This is a genomic window from Micromonospora jinlongensis (assembly GCF_013410645.1).
GTDB classification, from domain to species: Bacteria; Actinomycetota; Actinomycetes; order Mycobacteriales; family Micromonosporaceae; genus Micromonospora; species Micromonospora zamorensis.
The window spans coordinates 2,293,024-2,313,295 of sequence record NZ_JACCHK010000001.1 but is presented as its reverse complement, the minus strand read 5'-3'; the positions used below and the strand labels follow the sequence as shown (position 1 = coordinate 2,313,295).

Below are 20,272 nucleotides of genomic sequence, written 5' to 3'. Positions count from 1 at the left end.
CGCTTCGCTGCGTGCCGTCATGAGGCACTGTGGCACTGAGCTTGCTGATTCGCTCGCTGCGCTCGCTCATGCGCCACCGGCCTTCTCGGCGCCCTTGGCGTTGCCCTTGGCGGCCTTGTTCGGAGAACCCTTACCCTTCGCCGCCGCCTCCAGCGACTTGCGGACGCCCTCGAGCAGCTCCTGCCAGCTGGCCTCGAACTTCTCCACGCCCTCGCGCTCCAGCGTGGCGATCACGTCGGACATGTCCACCCCGACCGCCTCCAGGTCCGCGAAGACCTTGCGAGCCGCGTCGTAGGCGCTGGTGATGGTGTCGCCGCGGGTCTCGCCGTGATCGGCGTACGCGTGGATGACCGACTCCGGCATGGTGTTGACCGTGCCGGGGGCGATCAGCTCCTCGACGTAGATGGTGTCGCGGTAGTCCGGGTTCTTCGTCGAGGTGGACGCCCACAGCGGCCGCTGCGGGTGCGCCCCCGCGTCGGCGAGCGCCTTCCAACGGTCGGAGGAGAACACCTCGGTGTAGCGCTCGTACGCCAGCTGGGCGTTCGCGACGGCGGCCTTACCCCGGAGCGACTTGGCCTGCTCGGAGCCGATCTTCTCCAGCCTCTTGTCGACCTCGGCGTCGACCCGGGAGACGAAGAACGACGCGACCGAGCCGATGGTGGACAGGTCGTGGCCGTTGGCCTTGGCCTGCTCCAGGCCGGCGAGGAACGCCTCCATCACCGCCGAGTAGCGGTCCAGGCCGAAGATCAGCGTCACGTTGACGCTGATCCCCTCGGCCAGCGTGTCGGTGATCGCCGACAGGCCCTCCTCGGTGGCCGGGATCTTGATGAAGAGGTTGGGGCGGTCGACCAGCCACCACAGGGCCTTGGCCTCGGCCACCGTCCGGTCGCTGTCGTGCGCCACCCGGGGGTCCACCTCGATGGAGACCCGGCCGTCGACACCCTGACTGCCGTCGTACGACGGGCGCATCACGTCGCAGGCCCACCGCACGTCGTACGTGGTGAGCATCCGCACCGACTCCTCGACCTCAATGCCACGGGTGGCCAGGTCGCGCAGCTGCCAGTTGTACTCGTCGGCGTCGCTCAGCGCCTTTGCGAAGATCGTCGGGTTGGTGGTGACACCGGCCACGTGCTTCTCACGGCGGAGCTGGTCCAGCCCGCCGGAGCTCAGTCGTACCCGGGAAAGATCGTCGAGCCACACCGCCACGCCCGCGGCGGTGAGCTCATTCAGCTTGTCCGTCATGCCGTCCACGCTCCCTCAGTTGCCGGTCGTGAAACCGGTGATGTCGCCCACCCGGGCCAGCGAGGCGTGCGCCGCCGCCACGATCCGGTCGCCGGTGAAGCCGAACTGCTCGAAGAGCACGGTGTGCGGGGCGCTCGCTCCGTAGTGCTCGAGGCTGACGCTTTCGCCGAGGTCGCCGACGACGCCGCGCCAGGACATCGCGATGCCCGCTTCCACGCTCACCCGTGCCTTTACCCCGCGTGGGAGCACCGACTCCCGGTACGCCTCATCCTGCTCGTAGAACCACTCCTGGCAGGGCATCGAAACCACCCGGGTGGGGGTGCCGTCGGCCTCCAGGCGCTCCCGCGCGGTCAGGCAGAGCTGCACCTCGGAGCCGGTGCCGACGATGATCACCTGAGGCTTGCCGTTGGACGCCTCGGCCAGCACGTAGCCGCCCTTGGCGACCCCCTCCGCGCTGCCCAGGACGTCCCGGTCCAGGGTCGGCAGCGGCTGGCGGCTCAGCGCCATCGCGGTCGGCCGGTCGGTGTGCTCCAGGGCCATCCGCCAGGCCCAGGCGGTCTCGTTCGCGTCCGCCGGGCGGACCACGTCCAGACCCGGGATGGCGCGCAGCGCGGTCAGGTGCTCCACCGGCTGGTGGGTCGGGCCGTCCTCGCCCAGGCCGATCGAGTCGTGCGTCCAGACGTAGGTCACCGGCAGCTTCATCAGCGCGGCCAGCCGCACCGACGGGCGCATGTAGTCGCTGAACACCAGGAACGTGCCGCCGTACGGGCGGGTGCCGCCGTGCAGCGCGATGCCGTTGAGGATCGCTCCCATGGCGTGCTCACGGATGCCGAAGTGCAGCGTGCGGCCGTACTCGTGGCCCGGGAAGTCCTTGGTGGCGTGCGAGGCCGGGATGAACGACGGCTCGCCCTTCATGGTGGTGTTGTTGCTCTCCGCCAGGTCGGCCGAGCCACCCCACAGCTCCGGCAGCACCGGCGCGAGGGCCTCCAGCACCTTGCCGGACGCGGCCCGGGTGGCCACGCCCTTGGCGTCGGCGGGGAAGACCGGCAGCGCGTCGGCCCAGCCGTCGGGGAGCACCCGGCCGGCCATCCGCTCGTAGAGCGCGGTGCGCTCCGGGTTGGCCTTCTTCCAGGCGTCGAACTCGCCGGTCCATGCCTGCTCGGCGTCGGAGCCGCGACCCATCACCGTGCGGGCGTGGGCGAGCACCTCCTCGTCGACCTGGAAGGTCTGCTCCGGGTCGAAACCGAGGATCCGCTTGGTGGCCTTCACCTCGTCGGCGCCGAGCGCCGAGCCGTGGATCTTGCCGGTGTTCTGCTTGTTGGGAGCGGGCCAGCCGATGATGGTGCGAAGGGCGATGAAGGAGGGACGGCCGGTCTCCGCCTTGGCGGCCAGCAGCGCGGCGTGCAGGGCCTCGACGTCCTCGTGGTAGTCGCCCTGGTCGGCGTCGCCGCTACGCCAGTCGACGGTCTGCACGTGCCAGCCGTACGCCTCGTAGCGGGCGGCCACGTCCTCGCTCTTGGCGATCCGGGTGTCGTCCTCGATCGAGATCTCGTTGTCGTCGTAGATCACCGTGAGGTTGCCCAGCTGCTGGTGCCCGGCGAGGGCGCTGGCCTCGTGGCTGATGCCCTCCTCGATGTCGCCGTCGGAGACGATGCACCAGATGTTGTGGTCGAAGACCGATGCGCCCGGCTCGGCGTCCGGGTCGAACAGGCCGCGCTCGCGACGGGCCGCCATGGCCATGCCGACCGCGTTGCCCAGACCCTGCCCGAGCGGGCCGGTGGTGGTCTCGACGCCCGGGGTGTGCCCGTGCTCGGGGTGGCCCGGCGTGAGTGAGCCCCACTGCCGCAGCGACTTCAGGTCGGACAGGCTCAGCGGGTAACCGGACAGGAACAGCTGGATGTAGAGAGTCAGGCTGGAGTGTCCGGCGGAGAGGACGAACCGGTCACGGCCGGGCCAGTTCGGGTCGGCCGGGTTGTGCCGCATGACCCGGTTGAAGAGGAGGTACGCCGCGGGCGCAAGGCTCATCGCGGTGCCCGGGTGGCCGTTGCCGGATTTCTCCACGGCATCCATGGCCAGCACGCGGACGGTGTCGACGGCCCGGCGATCGAGGTCGGACCAGTTCAGTGCGGATTGCTCGGGTCGTTTGGCAGCCACGATGGTTGTGCTCCTCGGCAGATGGGCGGAACCCTCACTGATGACCCTATCGAGCGTCCCTAAACACGCGCCCGGGGATCTCCGCATGGTGTGCGCTACGTGACGAACCCGTTGCACCGTTCAACCCGGTGGTGTGACCGTCCGCACCGTTGTCGGGTCGGCCGGGCAGCCAAAACGACAACGCGTAGTGTGTGGGTCGGTATGCGGACCCGAGCGGTCCCGACCGATCCGATCTCCCCGTGCCCGATGCCGGAAGGTGGCAATCCGTGAGCATGATCACCGAGCGCCCCGCGAGCAACCCGGCCGGGCAGCACCCGGCGCGGGCGGCCGAGGGCCCGGTGGCCCGGCGGGACGTACGCGCTGTCCTCTCTGCGTACGTGGCGCTCACCAAGCCGCGGATCGTCGAGCTGCTGCTGGTCACCACCATCCCGGCGATGATGCTCGCCGAGGGCGGGCTTCCGTCGCTGTGGTTGATGGCCATCGTGTTGATCGGCGGCTCGCTCGCCGCCGGCGCGGCCAGCGTGCTCAACTGCTACATCGACCGGGACATCGACCAGTTGATGCGGCGTACCAAGCGTCGGCCGTTGCCGGCGCACACCGTGTCGCCACGCAGCGCGCTGGTCTTCGGCCTGGTGCTGGCGGCGGTGTCGGTGGCCCTGATGGCGGCGTTCACCAACCTGCTCGCCGCCGGGCTGACCCTTGCCGCCATCGTCTACTACGACGTCGTCTACACCCTGTGGCTCAAGCGCTCCACCCCGACGAACACCTTCTGGGGTGGCGCGTGCGGGGCGGCCCCGGTCCTGATCGGATGGGCGGCGGTGACCGGCTCGCTGGCGCCGGCCGCCTGGGGGCTCTTCGCGGTGGTCTTCTTCTGGCAGATGCCGCACTTCTACCCGCTCGCCATGAAGTACAAGGACGACTACGCGCGGGCCGGCATTCCGATGCTGCCGGTGGTGGCGTCGACCCGACGGGTGAACGCCGAGATCCTGATCTTCGCGTGGCTCACCGTGCTCACCTCCCTGGCTGTCTGGCCGCTGGGGCTCAGCGCGATCTACGGCGTGCCGACGCTGGTGGTGGGTGCCATCTTCATCGTCGAGGCACACCGACTCTGCCGGCGCGCGACGCGGGGCGAGGCGGTCAAGCCGATGCGACTCTTCCACTGGTCGACCACGTACCTGACGATCGTGTTCGTGGCCGTCGCGCTCGACGCGCTGATCTGACCCCGCCCCCGCGTTTCCGACCGGCCGGACGGACCGGTGCCGTTCATCGGCTGACTAATCACGCCCATGGATGAGTTGTCCGGTTTAACGTCACATCAGGGTAACTTTCGGCATGAGCCGGATGGGCTCAACCTGCGGTGGATGCGCAAGGTTTTGCCAGGAAGATTTGCGGTGAAAAGTCCGTATATAAACGGACAGCTTGCCTGTGGTCAGGCTTAAACCTGTAGGTAATTGGCATCACAAAAGGTTCATGGTTCTCGCCCGAGAGGGTGCGAGTCTGCTTAGGCTTCGCGTCATGGCAGATGGTTCCGATACGACGCTGACGGCCGAGCAGACCGCCGGCGAGCAGACGCCCCAGGGCCTGGTTGCGGGCCTCAAGGCGTTCGCCGCCGGACACGGCGGCGCGAAGGCGGTCATCGAGTACGTCGGCAAGCGTGGCGCGCGAATCGTCCTGGTCGGTTCCGACGGTGAGTGGGGCGACCAGTTCGCCGACGACACCGTCACCGCCCGGGAGGCGTGCGCCAAGGCGGGAGTCACCGTCGAGAACGCCTGGGAGCGTGAACTGATGGACCAGATGCGTCCGAGCAACGACCTGTGGCGGTCGATGGCCCGGCGCACGATGGCCCGCTGAATAGACAGCTGAATTGACCACCCATCACCAGTCGACCCGGGGGAAACCCCGGGTCGCTCTCGTCACCTGCGCCGACCTCGCCGACCTGGACCCCGACGACCGGCTGGTCCTCGCCCCGCTCAGCGCCCATGGCATCGCCGTCGACGCCCCGGTGTGGGACGACCCCGATGTCGACTGGTCCTCGTACGACCTGGTCGTGCTCCGCTCACCCTGGGACTACGCGCTGCGCCGCGACGAGTTCGTCGCCTGGGCGGCAACCGTCCCGACGCTGGTCAACCCGGCCGACGTGGTCCGCTGGAACACCGACAAGCGCTACCTGGCCGAGCTGACCGCCGCCGGGGTGCCGACCGTGCCGACGTCCTGGGTCGAGCCGGGGGAGAGCTGGCAACCGCCCGCCGAGACCGGCGAGTACGTGCTCAAGCCCTCGGTCAGCGCCGGCAGTCAGGACACTGGCCGCTACGACCTGGCCGACCCGGAGCACCGGGACCTGGCCGCCGCACATGTCCGCCGGCTCTCCGACGCCGGCCGGGTGACCATGGTGCAGCCGTACCTGCGCGCCGTCGACACCGAGGGTGAGACGGCACTGCTCTTCCTGGCCGGGCCGGACGGGCTCACGTTCAGCCACGCGATCCGCAAGGGGCCGATGCTGACCGGGCCGGACCTCGGCCCGGACGGGCTCTACAAGGCCGAGGAGATCACCTCCCGTACCGCCCGACCCGAACAGCTCGCAGTTGCCGAGAAAACCCTCGCCACGGTGCCCGGCGGCACCCGGCAGCTGCTCTACGCCCGGGTCGACCTGATCCCCGGCCCCGACGGCGAGCCGGTCCTGGTCGAGCTGGAGCTGACCGAGCCGTCGCTCTTCATCGGGTACGCCGACGGGGCCCCCGATCGCCTCGCCGCCGCGATCGCCACCCACCTGGCCCGCCACGCCTGACCGTCCCCGGCGCGGCGCGCCCCATGCGCCCGCGCAGGGCGCGCGCCACGTGCGCCCGCACAGGGCCAAGATCTGCGGCGCAACGCGCCCTGCGCCAACGCGCCCTGCGCCAACGCGCCCTGCGCCAACGCGCCCTGCGCCAACGCGCCCTGCGCCAACGCGCCCTGCGCCAACGCGCCCTGCGCCAACGCGCCCTGCGCCAACGCGCCCTGCGCCAACGCGCTCCGCGCCAAGATCCGCGCAACTTCGGTGAAGTTGGTGTCTCAGGGCCCCGGGACACAGCACTTTCCCCGAAGTTGCGCGGATCTTGGCCTGGTTGGCCGGGTGGCCGGGTGGCCTTGGGCCTGGGCGGCCGGGCGTCGGGTGGCGGATGGTGCGTCGTCGACGGGCGTCGGTCGCGCCGGGAGCGACTCCGTGGGGCGCGCCAGCGAGGCTTCCTCAGTCAAGATCGCGCAAGATCCTGGATGTAGTTGCATCCGGCGCGCCCGACACCACTACATCCTGGTTCGAGCACGATCTTGGCGCGGGCGCGGGCGCGGGCGCGGGCGCGGGCGCGGGCGCGGGCGCGGGCGCGGGCGCGGGCGCGTGCGCGGGGCGCGGGGCGCGGGGCGGCAGGCGTCGTCCGGCCGCTCCTTGCGGAAGCGAAGGACCGGACGCCCGACGCGGGAGGGCTCGGACCGACCGACGGCGCGGGACGCGGGCCGCGCCCTGGGGGTCAGGCGGTGACCGGTACGGGGTCGGCGGCGTTGGTCGCTGCGACGTCTGCTGCCGGGGTGACCGGGCGGCGTTCGCGGGTCGACCACTGCACCGACAGCGCGGCCAGCAGCACCAGGCAGGAGCCGAGCATGTGCGCGCCGACCAGGATCGCCGGCACGTGGGTGAAGTACTGCACGAAGCCGATCAGGCCCTGACCCAACTCCACGGCGACCAGCACGATCGCGGCGCGGGTGGCCCGCTGTGCGCCGACGGCGCGGAACGCGAAGATCAGCGCCACCGACAGCCCGATCAGCAGGAAGACCCCGTCCGCGTGCACCTGCGAGATCGTCTCCGGGTCGAGCCCGTTGCGAGCGGCGCCGTGGTCGCCGGCGTGCGGGCCGCTGCCGGTGACCCAGGTGCCGACGACCAGCACGGCGACGGTGACGCCGGTGGTGACCCGGGCCAGCGCGCGCAGCGGTGCGGGCACCACGGCCACGGTCGGGCCGTCGGGGTCGCCGATGCGCCGCCAGAGGGCGTACGCGGCGGCGATCACCGCCATCGAGGCGAGGAAGTGCAGCCCGACCACCCATGGGTTGAGGTTGGTCAGCACGGTGATGCCACCGATCACCGCCTGGGCGGGGATGCCCAGGAAGACCGCCACGGCCAGGGCGAGGAGCCCGGGTCGGCGGGGCCGGTGCAGAAGCACGGCCAGCACGGTGGCCAGCGCGATGAGACCCACCGCGAAGGCCAGCATGCGGTTGCCGAACTCGATCACCCCGTACACGCCCATCTCGGGCGTGGTGACGTAGGAATCGTCGGTGCACCGGGGCCAGGTGGGGCAACCGAGGCCCGAGGCGGTCAACCGGACGGCCCCGCCGGTGACGACGATGCCCACGTTCGCGATGATCGAGGCGAGCGCGAGGCGGCGCAGCAGGATGCCGGAGACCGGACGGACGATTCGGTTCACGGCGCAAATCCTACGCACCGTAGTGATCGAGGTTCGTCCGACTCCGTCGGACCGGTGGTTCGGATCACCGGGGCCCGGGTTTGCGACCCTCCGGGTAATTACGTAACGTTGGCGTTGTGAAAAACGTGGCGGCGCTCTCCGGGCACCAGCCGACGGCTGTTCCGGCCGTCGGCGTGTCCGCGTCCGCGCTCGTCACGACCACCTCCACCGCCCTCGGCGGCAGTGCGGCGACCGAGATCTCCACCCGGGACCGGGTCACCCAGTTGCTGCTGGAGCGGGGTGCGACCACCGCCGCTCAGCTTGGCGCGGCCCTCGGGCTCAGCCCGGCGGCGATCCGGCGGCACCTGGACGCGATGCTCGCCGACGGTGACGTCTATGCCCGCGAGCAGACCGTGCAGGGCAGCCGCGGGCGAGGGCGTCCGGCCAAGGTGTTCATGCTGACCGAGGCCGCCCGGGTGCGCTGTGGCACACACCACTACGACAACATGGCCACCGCCGCGTTGCGCTGGATCGCCCGCAGTGGCGGTTCGGACGCGGTCGAGGCGTTCGCCACCGAGCAGGTGTCGGCCCTGGAATCCCGCTGTTTAGCGGCCATGGAGGACGCCGGCGAGGACCCTCTCGCGCGTGCCGAGGCACTCGCCGCGGCGCTCACCGCTGAGGGTTACGCTGCCAATGCGACCACGATCGCCTCCGGCGGTCAGCTCTGCCAGCACCACTGCCCGGTGGCGCACGTGGCCGCCGAGTTTCCCCAGCTGTGCGAGGCCGAGACCGCGGTGATCTCCCGTCTGGTCGGCACCCACGTGCAGCGCCTGGCCACCATCGCGCACGGCGACGGGGTGTGCACCACGCACATTCCGACCCAGCCGGGCCGTGTTCAATCCGGTAATCCCGTCACCACTGTGAGGACAGATAGATGACCGAGCAGATCGTCCAGCCCCTGACCCAGGAAGAGCAGCTCGCGGCCCTGGGTCGGTACGAGTACGGCTGGTCCGACCCGGACGCCGCCGGGGCGGTCGCCCAGCGCGGCATCAACGAGGCGGTGGTGCGGGACATCTCGGCCAAGAAGAACGAGCCGGCGTGGATGCTCGACCTGCGGCTGAAGGGCCTGCGGCTGTTCGGCCGCAAGCCGATGCCGGCCTGGGGCGCGGACCTCAGCGGCATCGACTTCGACAACATCAAGTACTTCGTGCGGTCCACCGAGAAGCAGGCCACCAGCTGGGAGGACCTGCCGGAGGACATCAAGAACACCTACGACCGGCTGGGCATCCCGGAGGCGGAGAAGCAGCGGCTGGTCGCGGGTGTCGCGGCGCAGTACGAGTCCGAGGTCGTCTACCACAAGATCCGTGAGGACCTTGAGGAGCAGGGAGTTCTCTTCCTGGACACCGACACGGCGCTGCGCGAGCACGAGGACGTCTTCAAGGAGTACTTCGGCACGGTGATCCCGGTCGGCGACAACAAGTTCGCCGCCCTGAACACCTCCGTGTGGTCCGGTGGCTCGTTCATCTACGTGCCGAAGGGTGTGCACGTGGAGATCCCGCTGCAGGCCTACTTCCGGATCAACACGGAGAACATGGGCCAGTTCGAGCGGACGCTGATCATCGTCGACGAGGGTGCGTACGTGCACTACGTCGAGGGCTGCACCGCGCCGCTCTACTCCTCCGACTCGCTGCACAGCGCTGTCGTGGAGATCATCGTCAAGAAGAACGCGCGCTGCCGTTACACGACCATCCAGAACTGGTCGAACAACGTCTACAACCTGGTCACCAAGCGCGCCGTCTGCCACGAGGGCGCGACCATGGAGTGGGTCGACGGCAACATCGGCTCCAAGGTGACGATGAAGTACCCGGCGGTCTACATGACCGGCGAGCACGCCAAAGGCGAGGTGCTCTCGGTGGCGATGGCCGGCGAGGGTCAGCACCAGGACGCTGGCGCCAAGATGGTGCACGCCGCGCCGCACACCTCCTCGACCATCATCTCCAAGTCGATCGCCCGGGGCGGCGGCCGCACCTCGTACCGGGGTCTGGTGCAGGTGCTGGAGGGCTCGCACCACAGCCGGAGCACGGTCAAGTGCGACGCGCTGCTGGTCGACACCATCTCCCGCTCGGACACCTACCCGTACGTCGACATCCGTGAGGACGACGTGTCGATGGGTCACGAGGCGACCGTGTCCAAGATCAGCGACGACCAGCTCTTCTACCTGATGAGCCGGGGCCTGAGCGAGGACGAGGCGATGGCCATGATCGTGCGTGGCTTCATCGAGCCGATCGCCAAGGAGCTTCCGATGGAGTACGCCCTGGAGCTCAACCGTCTGATCGAGCTTCAGATGGAGGGCGCGGTCGGCTGACGCCGCCGCTCCCGCGTGGCGGGCCGGGAACCTCGGCCCGCCACACCAGGACCCCACCTCGTCGTCACGGAACAGACAGACCAAGGAAGAAATGACTACCCAGGCTTCCGCGCCACCCAGCACCAAGTCGCAGGCGCTGCGCTCGTACGACGTCGCCGACTTCCCGGCCCTCACCGGCCTGGAGGAGGAGTGGCGTTTCACCCCGCTCAAGCGCCTCCGCGGCCTGGCCACGGCGGACACCTCCGCCGCCACCGGCCGGGGCGTCACCATCGAGCACCCGGACCTGCCGGCCGGGGTGTCGGTGCGGCTCGTCGAGCCGAGTGACGCCAGCGTCGCGTCCGCGCCGGTGCCAACCGACCGGATCAGCGCGCTGGCGCACGGCGGTGCCGCGCGGGTCGCGCTGGTCGAGGTGGCGGCCGACGCGGTGGTGTCCGACGCGGTGATCGTCCGGTTGCTGGGCGCGTACCCCGAGGAGCTGGCCTTCGCCCGGACCCAGGTCCAGGTGGGTCGGTTCGCGGAGGCCACTGTCGTGTTCTCCCAGGAGGGCTCGGCCACGCTGGCCGACAACGTCGAGGTGTTCGTCGCCGACGGCGCGAAGCTGACCCTGGTCACGATCGCCGACTGGGCCTCCGACGCGGTCCAGGCGCAGCACATCCAGGTGAAGCTGGGCCGCGACGCCCGGGTCGTGCACATCCAGGTCTCCCTCGGTGGTGACCTGGTCCGGCAGTTCACCAGCGTGGAATACACCGGTCGGGGTGGCGAAGCCGAGCTGTACGGCGTCTACTTCGCCGACTCCGGTCAGCACCTGGAGCACCGGCAGCTGGTCGACCACTCCGTGCCGGACTGCCGCAGCTACGTCGGCTACCGGGGCGCCCTGCAGGGCGAGGACGCGCACACCGTCTGGGTGGGCGACGTGCTGATCCGCGCCGAGGCGACCGGCACCGACACGTACGAGATCAACCGGAACCTGCTGCTCACCGACGGCGCTCGGGCGGACTCCGTACCCAATTTGGAGATCGAGACCGGCGAGATCGCCGGCGCCGGCCACGCCAGCGCGACCGGCCGCTTCGACGACGAGCAGCTCTTCTACCTGATGGCCCGGGGTATCCCGGAGAGCGAGGCCCGCCGCCTGGTGGTCCGCGGCTTCTTCGCCGAGCTGATCAACAAGATCCCGGTGGAGTCCCTGCGTGAGCGCCTGGGCGACGCGATCGAGGCCCGGCTGGCCAAGGCGGGCGCCTGATGATCCGAATCTGCTCCACCGAGGACGTACCGAAGGGCACCGCCATCAGCGCGGACGTCGACGGTACGTCGATCGCCCTGGTGCACGGCGAGGACGGCAACTTCTACGCCGTGTACGACGAGTGCTCGCACGCCGCCGTCGCCCTCTCCGAGGGTGAGGTCGACGGCTGCACGCTGGAGTGCTGGTTGCACGGCTCCCGTTTCGACCTGCGCACCGGTGAGCCGACCGGGCTACCCGCCACCGAACCCGTCCCCGTCTACCCCGTCGAAGTCCGCGACGGCGACATCTACCTCAGCCTGACGCCGAGTAATGGAGTGACCCGATAATGAGCACCCTGGAGATCCGCGACCTGAAGGTGTCGGTCAAGCTGCCCGAGGGTGAGCTCAAGCCGATCCTGGCCGGCGTCGACCTGACCGTGAAGTCCGGCGAGACCCACGCGATCATGGGCCCGAACGGCTCCGGCAAGTCCACCCTGGCGTACTCGATCGCCGGTCACCCCAAGTACGAGATCACCGGCGGCACGGTGACCCTCGACGGCGAGGACGTGCTCGCCATGACGGTCGACGAGCGGGCCCGCGCCGGCCTCTTCCTGGCCATGCAGTACCCGGTCGAGGTGCCCGGCGTCTCGGTGGCCAACTTCCTGCGCACCGCGAAGACCGCCATCGACGGCGAGGCGCCGAAGCTGCGTACGTGGGGTGGCGAGCTGCGCGGCGCGATGGAGCGCCTGCAGATGGACCCGGCGTTTGCCCAGCGCAACGTCAACGAGGGCTTCTCCGGTGGTGAGAAGAAGCGGCACGAGATCGTCCAGCTGGAGCTGCTCAAGCCGAAGATCGCCATCCTCGACGAGACCGACTCGGGCCTCGACGTGGACGCGCTGCGCGTGGTCAGCGGGGGCGTCAACCGGGTCCGCGACACCGGCGACACCGGCGTGCTGCTGATCACCCACTACACGCGGATCCTGCGCTACATCAAGCCGGACTTCGTGCACGTGTTCATCGCCGGCCGGATCGTGGAGCAGGGCGGCCCGGAGCTGGCCGACAAGCTCGAGGCCGAGGGCTACGAGCGGTACGCCGCCGGGGCCGGCACGGCCAAGGCCTGAGCGGGAGAGGCGCTGCCGAGATGACCAGCATCGCGATCCCTGAGGGGATGCCGCAGTACGACGACGTGCCGCGTTTCGACGTGGCCCGGGTACGCGCCGACTTCCCGATCCTGGATCGGGAGGTCAACGGGCACCCGCTGGTTTACCTCGACAGCGCCAACACCTCGCACAAACCCCGCCAGGTGCTCGACGTTCTCGACGAGCACTACGCGCGGCACAACGCCAACGTCTCGCGGTCGGTGCACTCCCTGGGTACCGAGGCCACCGAGGCGTACGAGGGGGCGCGTGCGAAGGTCGCCGCGTTCATCAACGCGCCCAGCGTCGACGAGGTGGTGTTCACCAAGAACTCCACCGAGGCGATCAACATCGTGGCGTACGCCTTTTCGAACGCCTCGCTGCGTCCGGACGCGGACCCGCGGTTCCGCCTGGGCCCGGGCGACGAGGTGGTGATCTCCGAGATGGAGCACCACTCGAACATCGTCCCGTGGCAGCTGCTCTGCGAACGGACCGGCGCGACCCTGCGCTGGTTCCCCGTCACCGACCAGGGCCGACTGGACGAGTCGGGCCTGGAGGACCTGGTCACCGAACGGACGAAGATCGTCTCGTTGGTGCACGTGTCGAACATCCTCGGCACGCTCAACGCGACCTCCCGCATCACCGCGCGGGTCCGCGAGGTGGGCGCGCTGCTGTTGCTGGACTGCTCGCAGTCGGTGCCGCACCTGCCCATCGACGTGGTCGACCTGGACGCCGACTACATCGTGTTCACCGGCCACAAGATGTGCGGCCCGACCGGCATCGGGGTGCTCTGGGGCCGGGGTGAGCTGCTCGCGGCCATGCCACCGGTCTTCGGCGGCGGCTCGATGATCGAGACGGTCACCATGGCCCGCTCGACGTTCGCCGCCCCGCCGGCCCGGTTCGAGGCCGGCACCCCGCCGATCGCCGAGGCGGTCGCGCTCGGCGCTGCCGTCGACTACCTGACCGGCGTCGGCATGCGGGCCATCCAGTGGCACGAGAAGGAGCTGACGGCGTACGCGCTGGACGCCTTCGGCTCGGTGCCGGACCTGCGGATCTTCGGTCCGACCGTGCCCGTGGGCCGGGGCGGCACCATCTCGTTCGCGCTCGGCGACGTACACCCGCACGACGTGGGTCAGGTGCTCGACTCGCTCGGCGTGCAGGTGCGGGTGGGTCACCACTGTGCCAAGCCGGTGTGCAGCCGGTTCGGTGTCCCGGCCATGACCCGGGCCTCGTTCTACCTCTACACCACCACCGAGGAGATCGACGCTCTGGTGGCCGGTCTGGAGCAGGTGCGGAAGGTGTTCGACTGATGCAGCTCGACCAGCTCTACCAGGAGATCATCCTGGACCACTACAAGCGCCCACACGGGCGTGGTCTGCGCGACGCCGAAGACTCGGGCGACCGGGTCGAGGAGGCGCACCACGTCAACCCGACCTGCGGCGACGAGGTCACCGTCCGGGTGGCCACCGACGGCACGGTGTTGCACGACATCTCGTACGACGGCATGGGCTGCTCGATCAGCCAGGCCTCGGCGAGCGTCCTGCACGAGTTGCTGCGCGGTCGGGGTGCCCGGGAAGCATTCGAGGTGCACGAGGCGTTCGTGGAGTTGATGTCCGGACGTGGTCAGGTCACGCCGGACGAGGACGTGCTGGGTGACGGGGTGGCCTTCGCGGGTGTGGCCCGTTACCCCGCCCGGGTCAAGTGCGCACTGCTGCCGTGGATGGCGTTCAAGGACGCCGCGGCACGCGCGGGTGTGGGCGCGAGCCCGGAGGTGAAGGCGTGACCGAGCGTCAGCGAGCCAATCATTGTTGCAGCACCGTGGCGCCTCTCGGCGTCACGGAGCGAAGCGGAGGGACGGCATGAGCGAGAACACGGCTACCGAAGCGACGCCGGAGGCCGGTGACGCCGTCGCGGCGTCGCAGGTCGACTCCGTGACGACCGACGCCACCGCGACGCCGGAGGCCGGCGACGCACCGACGGCCGGCGTCAGCAAGGCCATGATCGCCGACATCGAAGAGGCCATGAAGGACGTCGTCGACCCGGAACTCGGGATCAACGTCGTCGACCTGGGCCTGGTGTACGGCGTGCACGTCGACGACGAGAACGTCGCCACCCTGGACATGACGCTCACCTCGGCGGCCTGCCCGTTGACCGACGTGATCGAGGACCAGACCCGGCAGGCGCTGACGACCGGCCCGGGCGGCGGCCTGGTCAACGACATCCGGATCAACTGGGTGTGGCTCCCGCCGTGGGGCCCGGACAAGATCACTGACGAGGGTCGGGACCAGCTCCGTTCCCTCGGCTTCAACGTCTGAGCCGACTCCGGTCGGCTCTGCCCGTCGAGCGCGATGCCCCAGGGGCGTCGCGCTCGACGCGTTCCACCCCTGCCGCGCCGTTCCACCCGGCAAGATCGCGCAACATCCCGGTTGTAGTGGTGTCGGCACGCGGTGAGGCCACTAAAACCAGGATCGAGCACGATCTCTCGGGCCCACGCCAGGTCGAAGATCCGCGCAACATCAGCGATGTTGCTGCCTCCCGCGTCCCGGAGGCAGCAACATCCCCGAAGTTGCGCGAATCTTGGTCGCGGGGTCGCGGGGTCGCGGGGTCGCGGGGTCGCGGGGTGCGGGGTGCGGGGTGCGGGGTGCGGGGTGCACGGCGCGGGGGCACGGAGGCGTGGGGCGGCAGGGCGGAGGGGCACGGGAAATCCGGTGGCGCGGGCGTGGGTTCGGCGCGCAGGATGCGCGTGTGATTGAGGCGTACCCGATGCAGGTCCCTGTCCGTGCGGCCACCGCCGTGCGTCGACAGCGGCCGGTCCGGGGACGAGCCTCGACCCGACACCGACGTCCGTGAGCGGGGCGTTCCTGGCCGGTCTGGTGGCCGGCTACGGCGTCGCCATCCCCGTCGGCGCGATCGCGATCCTGATCCTGGGCCTGAGTGCGCGTACCTCGTTTCGGGTCGGTGCGGCTGCGGCGCTCGCGGTGGCGACGGCCGACGGGCTCTACGCGGCGGCCGCCGCGCTCGGGGGTGCCAGCCTGGCCGGGATCATCGCGCCGGTCGCCGGGCCGCTGCGGGTGGTCGCCGCCGCCGTCCTGCTCGGTCTCGCCGCGCACGGCCTGTGGCGGACCTGGTCAACCCACCGGTCGCGGCAAACGCCGACGGCACCCGTCGGGCGGGGCCTGAGCACGCCGGGGCGGGCCTACGCGGCGCTGCTCGCGTTGACCTTGCTGAACCCGATGACGGTGCTCTACTTCACCGCGCTGGTGCTCGGTCGGCGGGACACCGCCGACGCGGGTCCGGGCGCGGCGGCGCTCTTCGCGGCCGGTGTGTTCCTGGCGTCGGCGAGCTGGCAGCTGCTCATCGCCGGCGGCGGCACGATGGTCGGCCGGGCGCTGACCGGGCCGCGTGGCCGGCTGGTCACCGGCCTGGTCTCCAGCGCGCTGATCGCCGCGCTGGCGGTGGCCGCGCTGCTGCCGGGCTGAGCGCCGCGCCCGACCGCCCAATCTGCGCTGTCGTGCCGTACGGTCGGGCGGTGACCAGTCGACCCGCAGCCGGGGGAGGCCGGTGGGTGGAGGTCGACCCGGCCCGCGTCGGGCGCTGGGTCGAGGGCTTCGCCGACCGGCACGGCCCGCACACCACCACCAAGCGGGAGTACGGCCTGCTGCTCACCGCCGCGGACGGGGCCACCGCCGAGCTGTACGCCCCACCCGGCGCACCGGTCGGCGGCGACGTCCCCGGGTTCGTGGCCGCCGCCGTGACGCCCCGCCGGATCGGCCTGCTGCTGGCCCGCAAGGGCGCGGTGGCCGTCGGCGTGGCCCAGGGCGCCGACCTTGTCGTCTCCAAGGTGGACACCCGTTATGTGCAGGGGCGCACCGCCGCTGGGGGATGGTCCCAGCACCGGTTCGCCCGGCGGCGCGACAACCAGGCCAAGGCGGCGCTGGGCGATGCGGCGGACCTGGCCGTACGCCTGCTGTTGCCGGAGGCGGCGGCGCTGACGGCCGTGGTCTGCGGCGGTGACCGGAAAGCGGTGGACACTGTGCTGGCCGATCGGCGGTTGGCCCCGCTCGTGCCGCTGCGGGCCGAGCGGCTGCTCGACGTACCGGAGCCTCGGCACGCGGTGCTCGTCGCCGCGGTGGCGGCCGCTCGTGCGGTGCGGATCCGGTTGCGCGACCCGGCACCCGACTGACGTCTGCGCTCGGCTTACCTCGGCGCTCGGCGGAGAGAAACCGGCGTTCCTGGCGTGCTGCCGTGCTGACGGTCCGAGGATGGGCGCATCGCCCCGGTAACCCGTGGCCGCGACACTCCAGGGAGATCATCATGTCCGACGCGCAGATCCTGCGTACCGTCCTCGACCGGTGGAAGTCGGCGGTCGACGCCCACGAACCGGACCGGGTCGCGTCGTACTTCACCGAAGACGCGATCTTCCAGGGGCTGCACCCGTACACCGTCGGCCGTGCCGGGGTTGCCGCGTACTACGCCGCCCAGCCGCTCGGCCTGACCGCCGCCTATGAGATCCGGGAGACCCGGCGTCTCGCCGATGACCTGGTCCTCGGCTACCTCGAGGTCGAGTTCGACTTCGCCGACCGTCCGGCGCTGACGGTCCACCTCGGCGTGCTGCTAAGCCGGACTGACGAAGACTGGCTCATCAGCCACTACCAGGTCTCCAGGCTGAACTAACCCGGGCTTCCCGTACCGCGCTCCCGCGCCTGCCCCGCCCCCGCGCCCCGCCCCCGCGCCCCGCCCCCGCGCCCCGCCCCCGCGCCCCGCCCCCGCGCCCCGCCCCGCCCCCGCCCGCGTCGATCATGGAGTTGTGGTGGTGGGCGAAGGTTGCTTGTCTGCCCATACCGGGCACCACGACTCCATGATCGACGGGGACGGGGGCGAGGGCGGGGGCGAGGGCGGGGGCCAGTTTCAGAGCTGGTCGGTGCCGAAGGTGTCGCAGGTCTTCGGGTCGCCGCTGTCGTGGCCCTGCTGGAACCAGCGCTGCCGCTGCTGCGAAGTGCCGTGGGTGAACGAGTCCGGGTTGACCTGCCCGCCGGAGCGTTCCTGGATGCTGTCGTCGCCGATCGCCTCGGCGGCCTTCAGCGCCTCAGTGATGTCGCCCGGGGTGATCGACTTGAACAGCGGTTCCTGGCCGGTCTTGTCCTTGGTCTCGGTGGCGTGCTTGGCCCAGGCGCCGGCGTAGCAGTCGGCCTGCAACTCCAGCCGCACCGAGGCGGAGCGGGGGCCGCTCTGGTCGCCCCGGCCGGCCTTCTCGTTGGTGCCGAGCAGGTTCTGGACGTGGTGGCCGTACTCGTGGGCGAGCACGTAGGGCTGGGCGAACTCGCCCTTGGCGCCGAACCGGGAGGACAGCTCCTCGTAGAAGCTCAGGTCGATGTAGACCTGCCGGTCGGCGGGGCAGTAGAACGGGCCGACGCCCGAGTCGGCCTGACCGCAGCCGGTGTTCACGGCGGCCTGGAAGTAGTTGGTGTCGGTCGGCTCGTACTTCCCGTTGCCCAGTTCCGGGTACGCCTCCTGCCAGTAGCCCTGGATGCTGTTGACGTAGGCCAGGTTGCGGCAGCGCAGGTCGTCGAAGCGCTGGGGGTTGTCGCGCGAGCACAGCTGCTCCAGGTCGGTGCCGCCGGCCTGCCCGCCCTCCTCGCCGTTGGTCATCGCGTTCAGGCCGAACCCACCGCCGAGCAGTGCGACCAGCACAGCCACCACGATGCCGATCAGCCCGCCGCGGCCACCGCCGCCGGGAAGTGGAATGCCGAGGCCTCCGCCCCCTCCACCGCCCCGCCCCCGGTCGTTGACCTGGGAGGTGTCGAGCTCGGCCCGCTCGTTGAGTTCCATACTGACCCCGATCGCCGTATGCCGGTGAATGTCGTCTGAATGTCGTTCTGTCCTCTGAATGCCGGACGGGGTCCGGACAGCGCTTCCGGTACCCGATGATCTTGATCGGTAATCCGGGCGGGCCGCCCAGCGACGCCCGGTACACTTGTCGGGTGCTGCGCTGCGAAGGCTGAACCGCCCCGCGCCGTCGGGCCCCTTGAGCCCGCCGGCCGTTTCGCGTGCCCCGAGTCAGCCTTCCAGACCCCGAGAGCGAGCCCGAAAACATGATCACTGCCACCGGCCTGGAACTGCGTGCCGGTTCCCGGATCCTGCTGTCCGACACCACGCTGCGCGTACAGCCCGGTGACCGGATCGGCCTGGTCGGTCGCAACGGCGCCGGCAAGACCACCACGCTGAAGGTGCTCGCCGGGGAGGGCCAGCCGTACGGCGGCCAGATCGACCAGCGCAGCGCCATCGGCTACCTCCCGCAGGACCCGCGCACCGGCGACCTGGACGTGACCGGCCGCGACCGGGTGCTCTCCGCACGCGGCCTGGACGTCCTGATGTCGCAGATGCAGGAGGTCGAGGCCCGCCTCGCCGAGGACGCCAGCGACAAGTTGGTCCGTCGCTACGGCGCGCTGGAGGACCAGTTCGCCGCCCTGGGCGGGTACGCGGCGGAGGCCGAAGCCGCCCGGATCTGCGCCAACCTCGGCCTGCCGGACCGGGCTCTCGCGCAGACCATCGGCACCCTCTCCGGTGGTCAGCGCCGCCGCATCGAGCTGGCCCGGATCCTGTTCCGCGACGCGGGCGAGAACGGCGGCGGCATCCTGCTGCTCGACGAGCCGACCAACCACCTCGACGCCGACTCGATCACCTGGCTGCGCGGCTTCCTCGCCAACCACAAGGGCGGCCTGATCGTGATCTCCCACGACGGCGCCCTGCTGGAGTCGGTGGTCAACAAGGTCTGGTTCCTCGACGCCACCCGGTCGGTCATCGACGTGTACAACCTGGGCTGGAAGGCGTACCTGGAGGCACGCGAGACCGACGAGCGGCGCCGACGCCGGGAGCGGGCCAACGCGGAGAAGAAGGCCGGCGCGTTGATGGCGCAGGCCGACAAGATGCGGGCGAAGGCCACCAAGACCGTGGCCGCGCAGAACATGGCCCGCCGTGCCGAGAAGCTGATCTCCGGCCTGGAGGAGGTGCGGGTCTCCGACCGGGTGGCCAAGGTGCGCTTCCCCAGCCCCGCGCCGTGCGGCAAGACCCCGCTCACCGCGACCGGCCTGTCCAAGTCGTACGGCTCGCTGGAGATCTTCACCGACGTCAACGTCGCGGTCGACCGCGGCTCCCGGGTGGCCATCCTGGGGCTCAACGGCGCCGGCAAGACGACCCTGCTGCGGATGCTCGGCGGTCTGCTCAGCCCGGACACCGGCGAGGTGCACGCGGGTCACGGCCTGCGCCTGGGCTACTACGCCCAGGAGCACGAGACGCTGGACGTGGAGCGGACGGTCCTGGAGAACATGCGCGCCGCCGCCGTCGAGCAGTCCGACACCGACCTGCGCAAGATCCTCGGCGCGTTCCTCTTCTCCGGTGACGACGTGAACAAGCCGGCCGGGGTGCTGTCCGGTGGCGAGAAGACGCGGCTGGCGCTGTCCACCCTGGTCTGTTCCGGCGCCAACGTGCTGCTGCTCGACGAGCCGACGAACAACCTCGACCCGGTCAGCCGGGAGCAGGTGCTCGACGCGATCGCCAACTACCCGGGCGCGATCGTCCTGGTCACCCACGACCCGGGCGCGGTGCTCGCGCTCAAGCCGGACCGCGCGATCCTGCTGCCCGACGGTGACGAGGACGCCTGGAGCGACGACCTGCTCGAGCTGGTCGAGCTGGCCTGACCGGCTCGGCCTGGCTCGGCCGTCGCGTCCTGG

General features: G+C 70.6%; 19 protein-coding genes. 15 read left to right on the top strand and 4 right to left on the bottom strand.

Features of this window, described 5'->3' with window-relative positions; genetic code table 11:
• Positions 1-66: 66 nt before the first annotated feature.
• On the bottom strand, positions 67-1,242 hold the full coding sequence (gene tal, locus HNR22_RS09795) for a transaldolase (protein ID WP_179780094.1): 1,176 nt from the start codon (positions 1,240-1,242) through the stop codon (positions 67-69).
• A gap of 15 nt (positions 1,243-1,257) precedes the next feature.
• Positions 1,258-3,396 (bottom strand): transketolase, encoded by a 2,139-nt coding sequence (gene tkt, locus HNR22_RS09790; protein ID WP_179780093.1) that lies wholly within the window; start codon positions 3,394-3,396, stop codon positions 1,258-1,260.
• Between the two features lie 266 nt (positions 3,397-3,662).
• Here tkt and HNR22_RS09785 point away from each other — a divergent pair, with 266 nt between their 5' ends.
• From HNR22_RS09785 to HNR22_RS09775, 3 genes are all read left to right on the top strand, one after another.
• Positions 3,663-4,616 (top strand): heme o synthase, encoded by a 954-nt coding sequence (locus HNR22_RS09785; protein WP_179780092.1) that lies wholly within the window; start codon positions 3,663-3,665, stop codon positions 4,614-4,616.
• Between the two features lie 295 nt (positions 4,617-4,911).
• Complete coding sequence (locus HNR22_RS09780) at positions 4,912-5,247, top strand: hypothetical protein (RefSeq protein ID WP_088949242.1); 336 nt, start codon at positions 4,912-4,914, stop codon at positions 5,245-5,247.
• Positions 5,248-5,260: 13 nt separating this feature from the next.
• Positions 5,261-6,181, top strand: coding sequence for an ATP-grasp domain-containing protein (locus tag HNR22_RS09775; RefSeq protein ID WP_179780091.1), 921 nt, complete (start codon positions 5,261-5,263; stop codon positions 6,179-6,181).
• Positions 6,182-6,896: 715 nt separating this feature from the next.
• Here the strand turns inward: HNR22_RS09775 and HNR22_RS09770 are convergent.
• Positions 6,897-7,862, bottom strand: a complete 966-nt coding sequence (locus HNR22_RS09770) for a COX15/CtaA family protein (protein WP_179780090.1) — start codon at positions 7,860-7,862, stop codon at positions 6,897-6,899.
• Between the two features lie 98 nt (positions 7,863-7,960).
• Between HNR22_RS09770 and HNR22_RS09765 the strand changes: the two genes are divergently transcribed.
• From HNR22_RS09765 to HNR22_RS09715, 11 genes are all read left to right on the top strand, one after another.
• Entirely contained in the window at positions 7,961-8,761 is an 801-nt protein-coding gene (locus HNR22_RS09765; RefSeq protein ID WP_425488045.1) for a helix-turn-helix transcriptional regulator, read from the top strand.
• Positions 8,758-10,188, top strand: coding sequence for a Fe-S cluster assembly protein SufB (gene sufB, locus HNR22_RS09760; protein ID WP_179780089.1), 1,431 nt, complete (start codon positions 8,758-8,760; stop codon positions 10,186-10,188). Before HNR22_RS09765 ends, sufB begins: the two co-directional genes overlap by 4 nt.
• Positions 10,189-10,279: 91 nt before the next feature.
• A complete protein-coding gene (gene sufD / locus HNR22_RS09755) occupies positions 10,280-11,428 on the top strand; it encodes a Fe-S cluster assembly protein SufD (protein ID WP_179780088.1) in 1,149 nt (382 codons plus the stop codon).
• On the top strand, positions 11,428-11,754 hold the full coding sequence (locus HNR22_RS09750; protein WP_099855780.1) for a non-heme iron oxygenase ferredoxin subunit: 327 nt from the start codon (positions 11,428-11,430) through the stop codon (positions 11,752-11,754). Before sufD ends, HNR22_RS09750 begins: the two co-directional genes overlap by 1 nt.
• On the top strand, positions 11,754-12,527 hold the full coding sequence (gene sufC / locus HNR22_RS09745; RefSeq protein WP_030337317.1) for a Fe-S cluster assembly ATPase SufC: 774 nt from the start codon (positions 11,754-11,756) through the stop codon (positions 12,525-12,527). Before HNR22_RS09750 ends, sufC begins: the two co-directional genes overlap by 1 nt.
• A 20-nt stretch (positions 12,528-12,547) precedes the next feature.
• The gene (locus HNR22_RS09740; RefSeq protein ID WP_179780087.1) at positions 12,548-13,852 is read left to right on the top strand and encodes a cysteine desulfurase; all 1,305 of its coding nucleotides are present in this window, start codon (positions 12,548-12,550) and stop codon (positions 13,850-13,852) included.
• Positions 13,852-14,325, top strand: a complete 474-nt coding sequence (sufU, locus tag HNR22_RS09735) for a Fe-S cluster assembly sulfur transfer protein SufU (protein WP_088949233.1) — start codon at positions 13,852-13,854, stop codon at positions 14,323-14,325. Before HNR22_RS09740 ends, sufU begins: the two co-directional genes overlap by 1 nt.
• Positions 14,326-14,401: 76 nt before the next feature.
• Positions 14,402-14,857 (top strand): metal-sulfur cluster assembly factor, encoded by a 456-nt coding sequence (locus HNR22_RS09730; protein WP_088949232.1) that lies wholly within the window; start codon positions 14,402-14,404, stop codon positions 14,855-14,857.
• A gap of 531 nt (positions 14,858-15,388) precedes the next feature.
• Positions 15,389-16,021, top strand: a complete 633-nt coding sequence (locus HNR22_RS09725) for a LysE family transporter (protein WP_179780086.1) — start codon at positions 15,389-15,391, stop codon at positions 16,019-16,021.
• A 50-nt stretch (positions 16,022-16,071) separates the two neighbouring features.
• Positions 16,072-16,725, top strand: coding sequence for an acVLRF1 family peptidyl-tRNA hydrolase (locus HNR22_RS09720; protein WP_179780085.1), 654 nt, complete (start codon positions 16,072-16,074; stop codon positions 16,723-16,725).
• A 131-nt stretch (positions 16,726-16,856) separates the two neighbouring features.
• Positions 16,857-17,216 carry a YybH family protein gene (locus tag HNR22_RS09715; protein ID WP_179780084.1) on the top strand — a complete coding sequence of 120 codons (360 nt, stop codon included), beginning with the start codon at positions 16,857-16,859 and terminating at the stop codon, positions 17,214-17,216.
• 234 nt (positions 17,217-17,450) lie between these two features.
• On the opposite strand, the gene ypfJ is transcribed toward HNR22_RS09715, so the two are convergent.
• The gene (gene ypfJ / locus HNR22_RS09710; protein ID WP_179780083.1) at positions 17,451-18,371 is read right to left on the bottom strand and encodes a KPN_02809 family neutral zinc metallopeptidase; all 921 of its coding nucleotides are present in this window, start codon (positions 18,369-18,371) and stop codon (positions 17,451-17,453) included.
• A 263-nt stretch (positions 18,372-18,634) separates the two neighbouring features.
• Here ypfJ and HNR22_RS09705 point away from each other — a divergent pair, with 263 nt between their 5' ends.
• Positions 18,635-20,239 carry an ABC-F family ATP-binding cassette domain-containing protein gene (locus HNR22_RS09705; protein WP_179780082.1) on the top strand — a complete coding sequence of 535 codons (1,605 nt, stop codon included), beginning with the start codon at positions 18,635-18,637 and terminating at the stop codon, positions 20,237-20,239.
• The last annotated feature ends 33 nt before the right edge of the window (positions 20,240-20,272 follow it).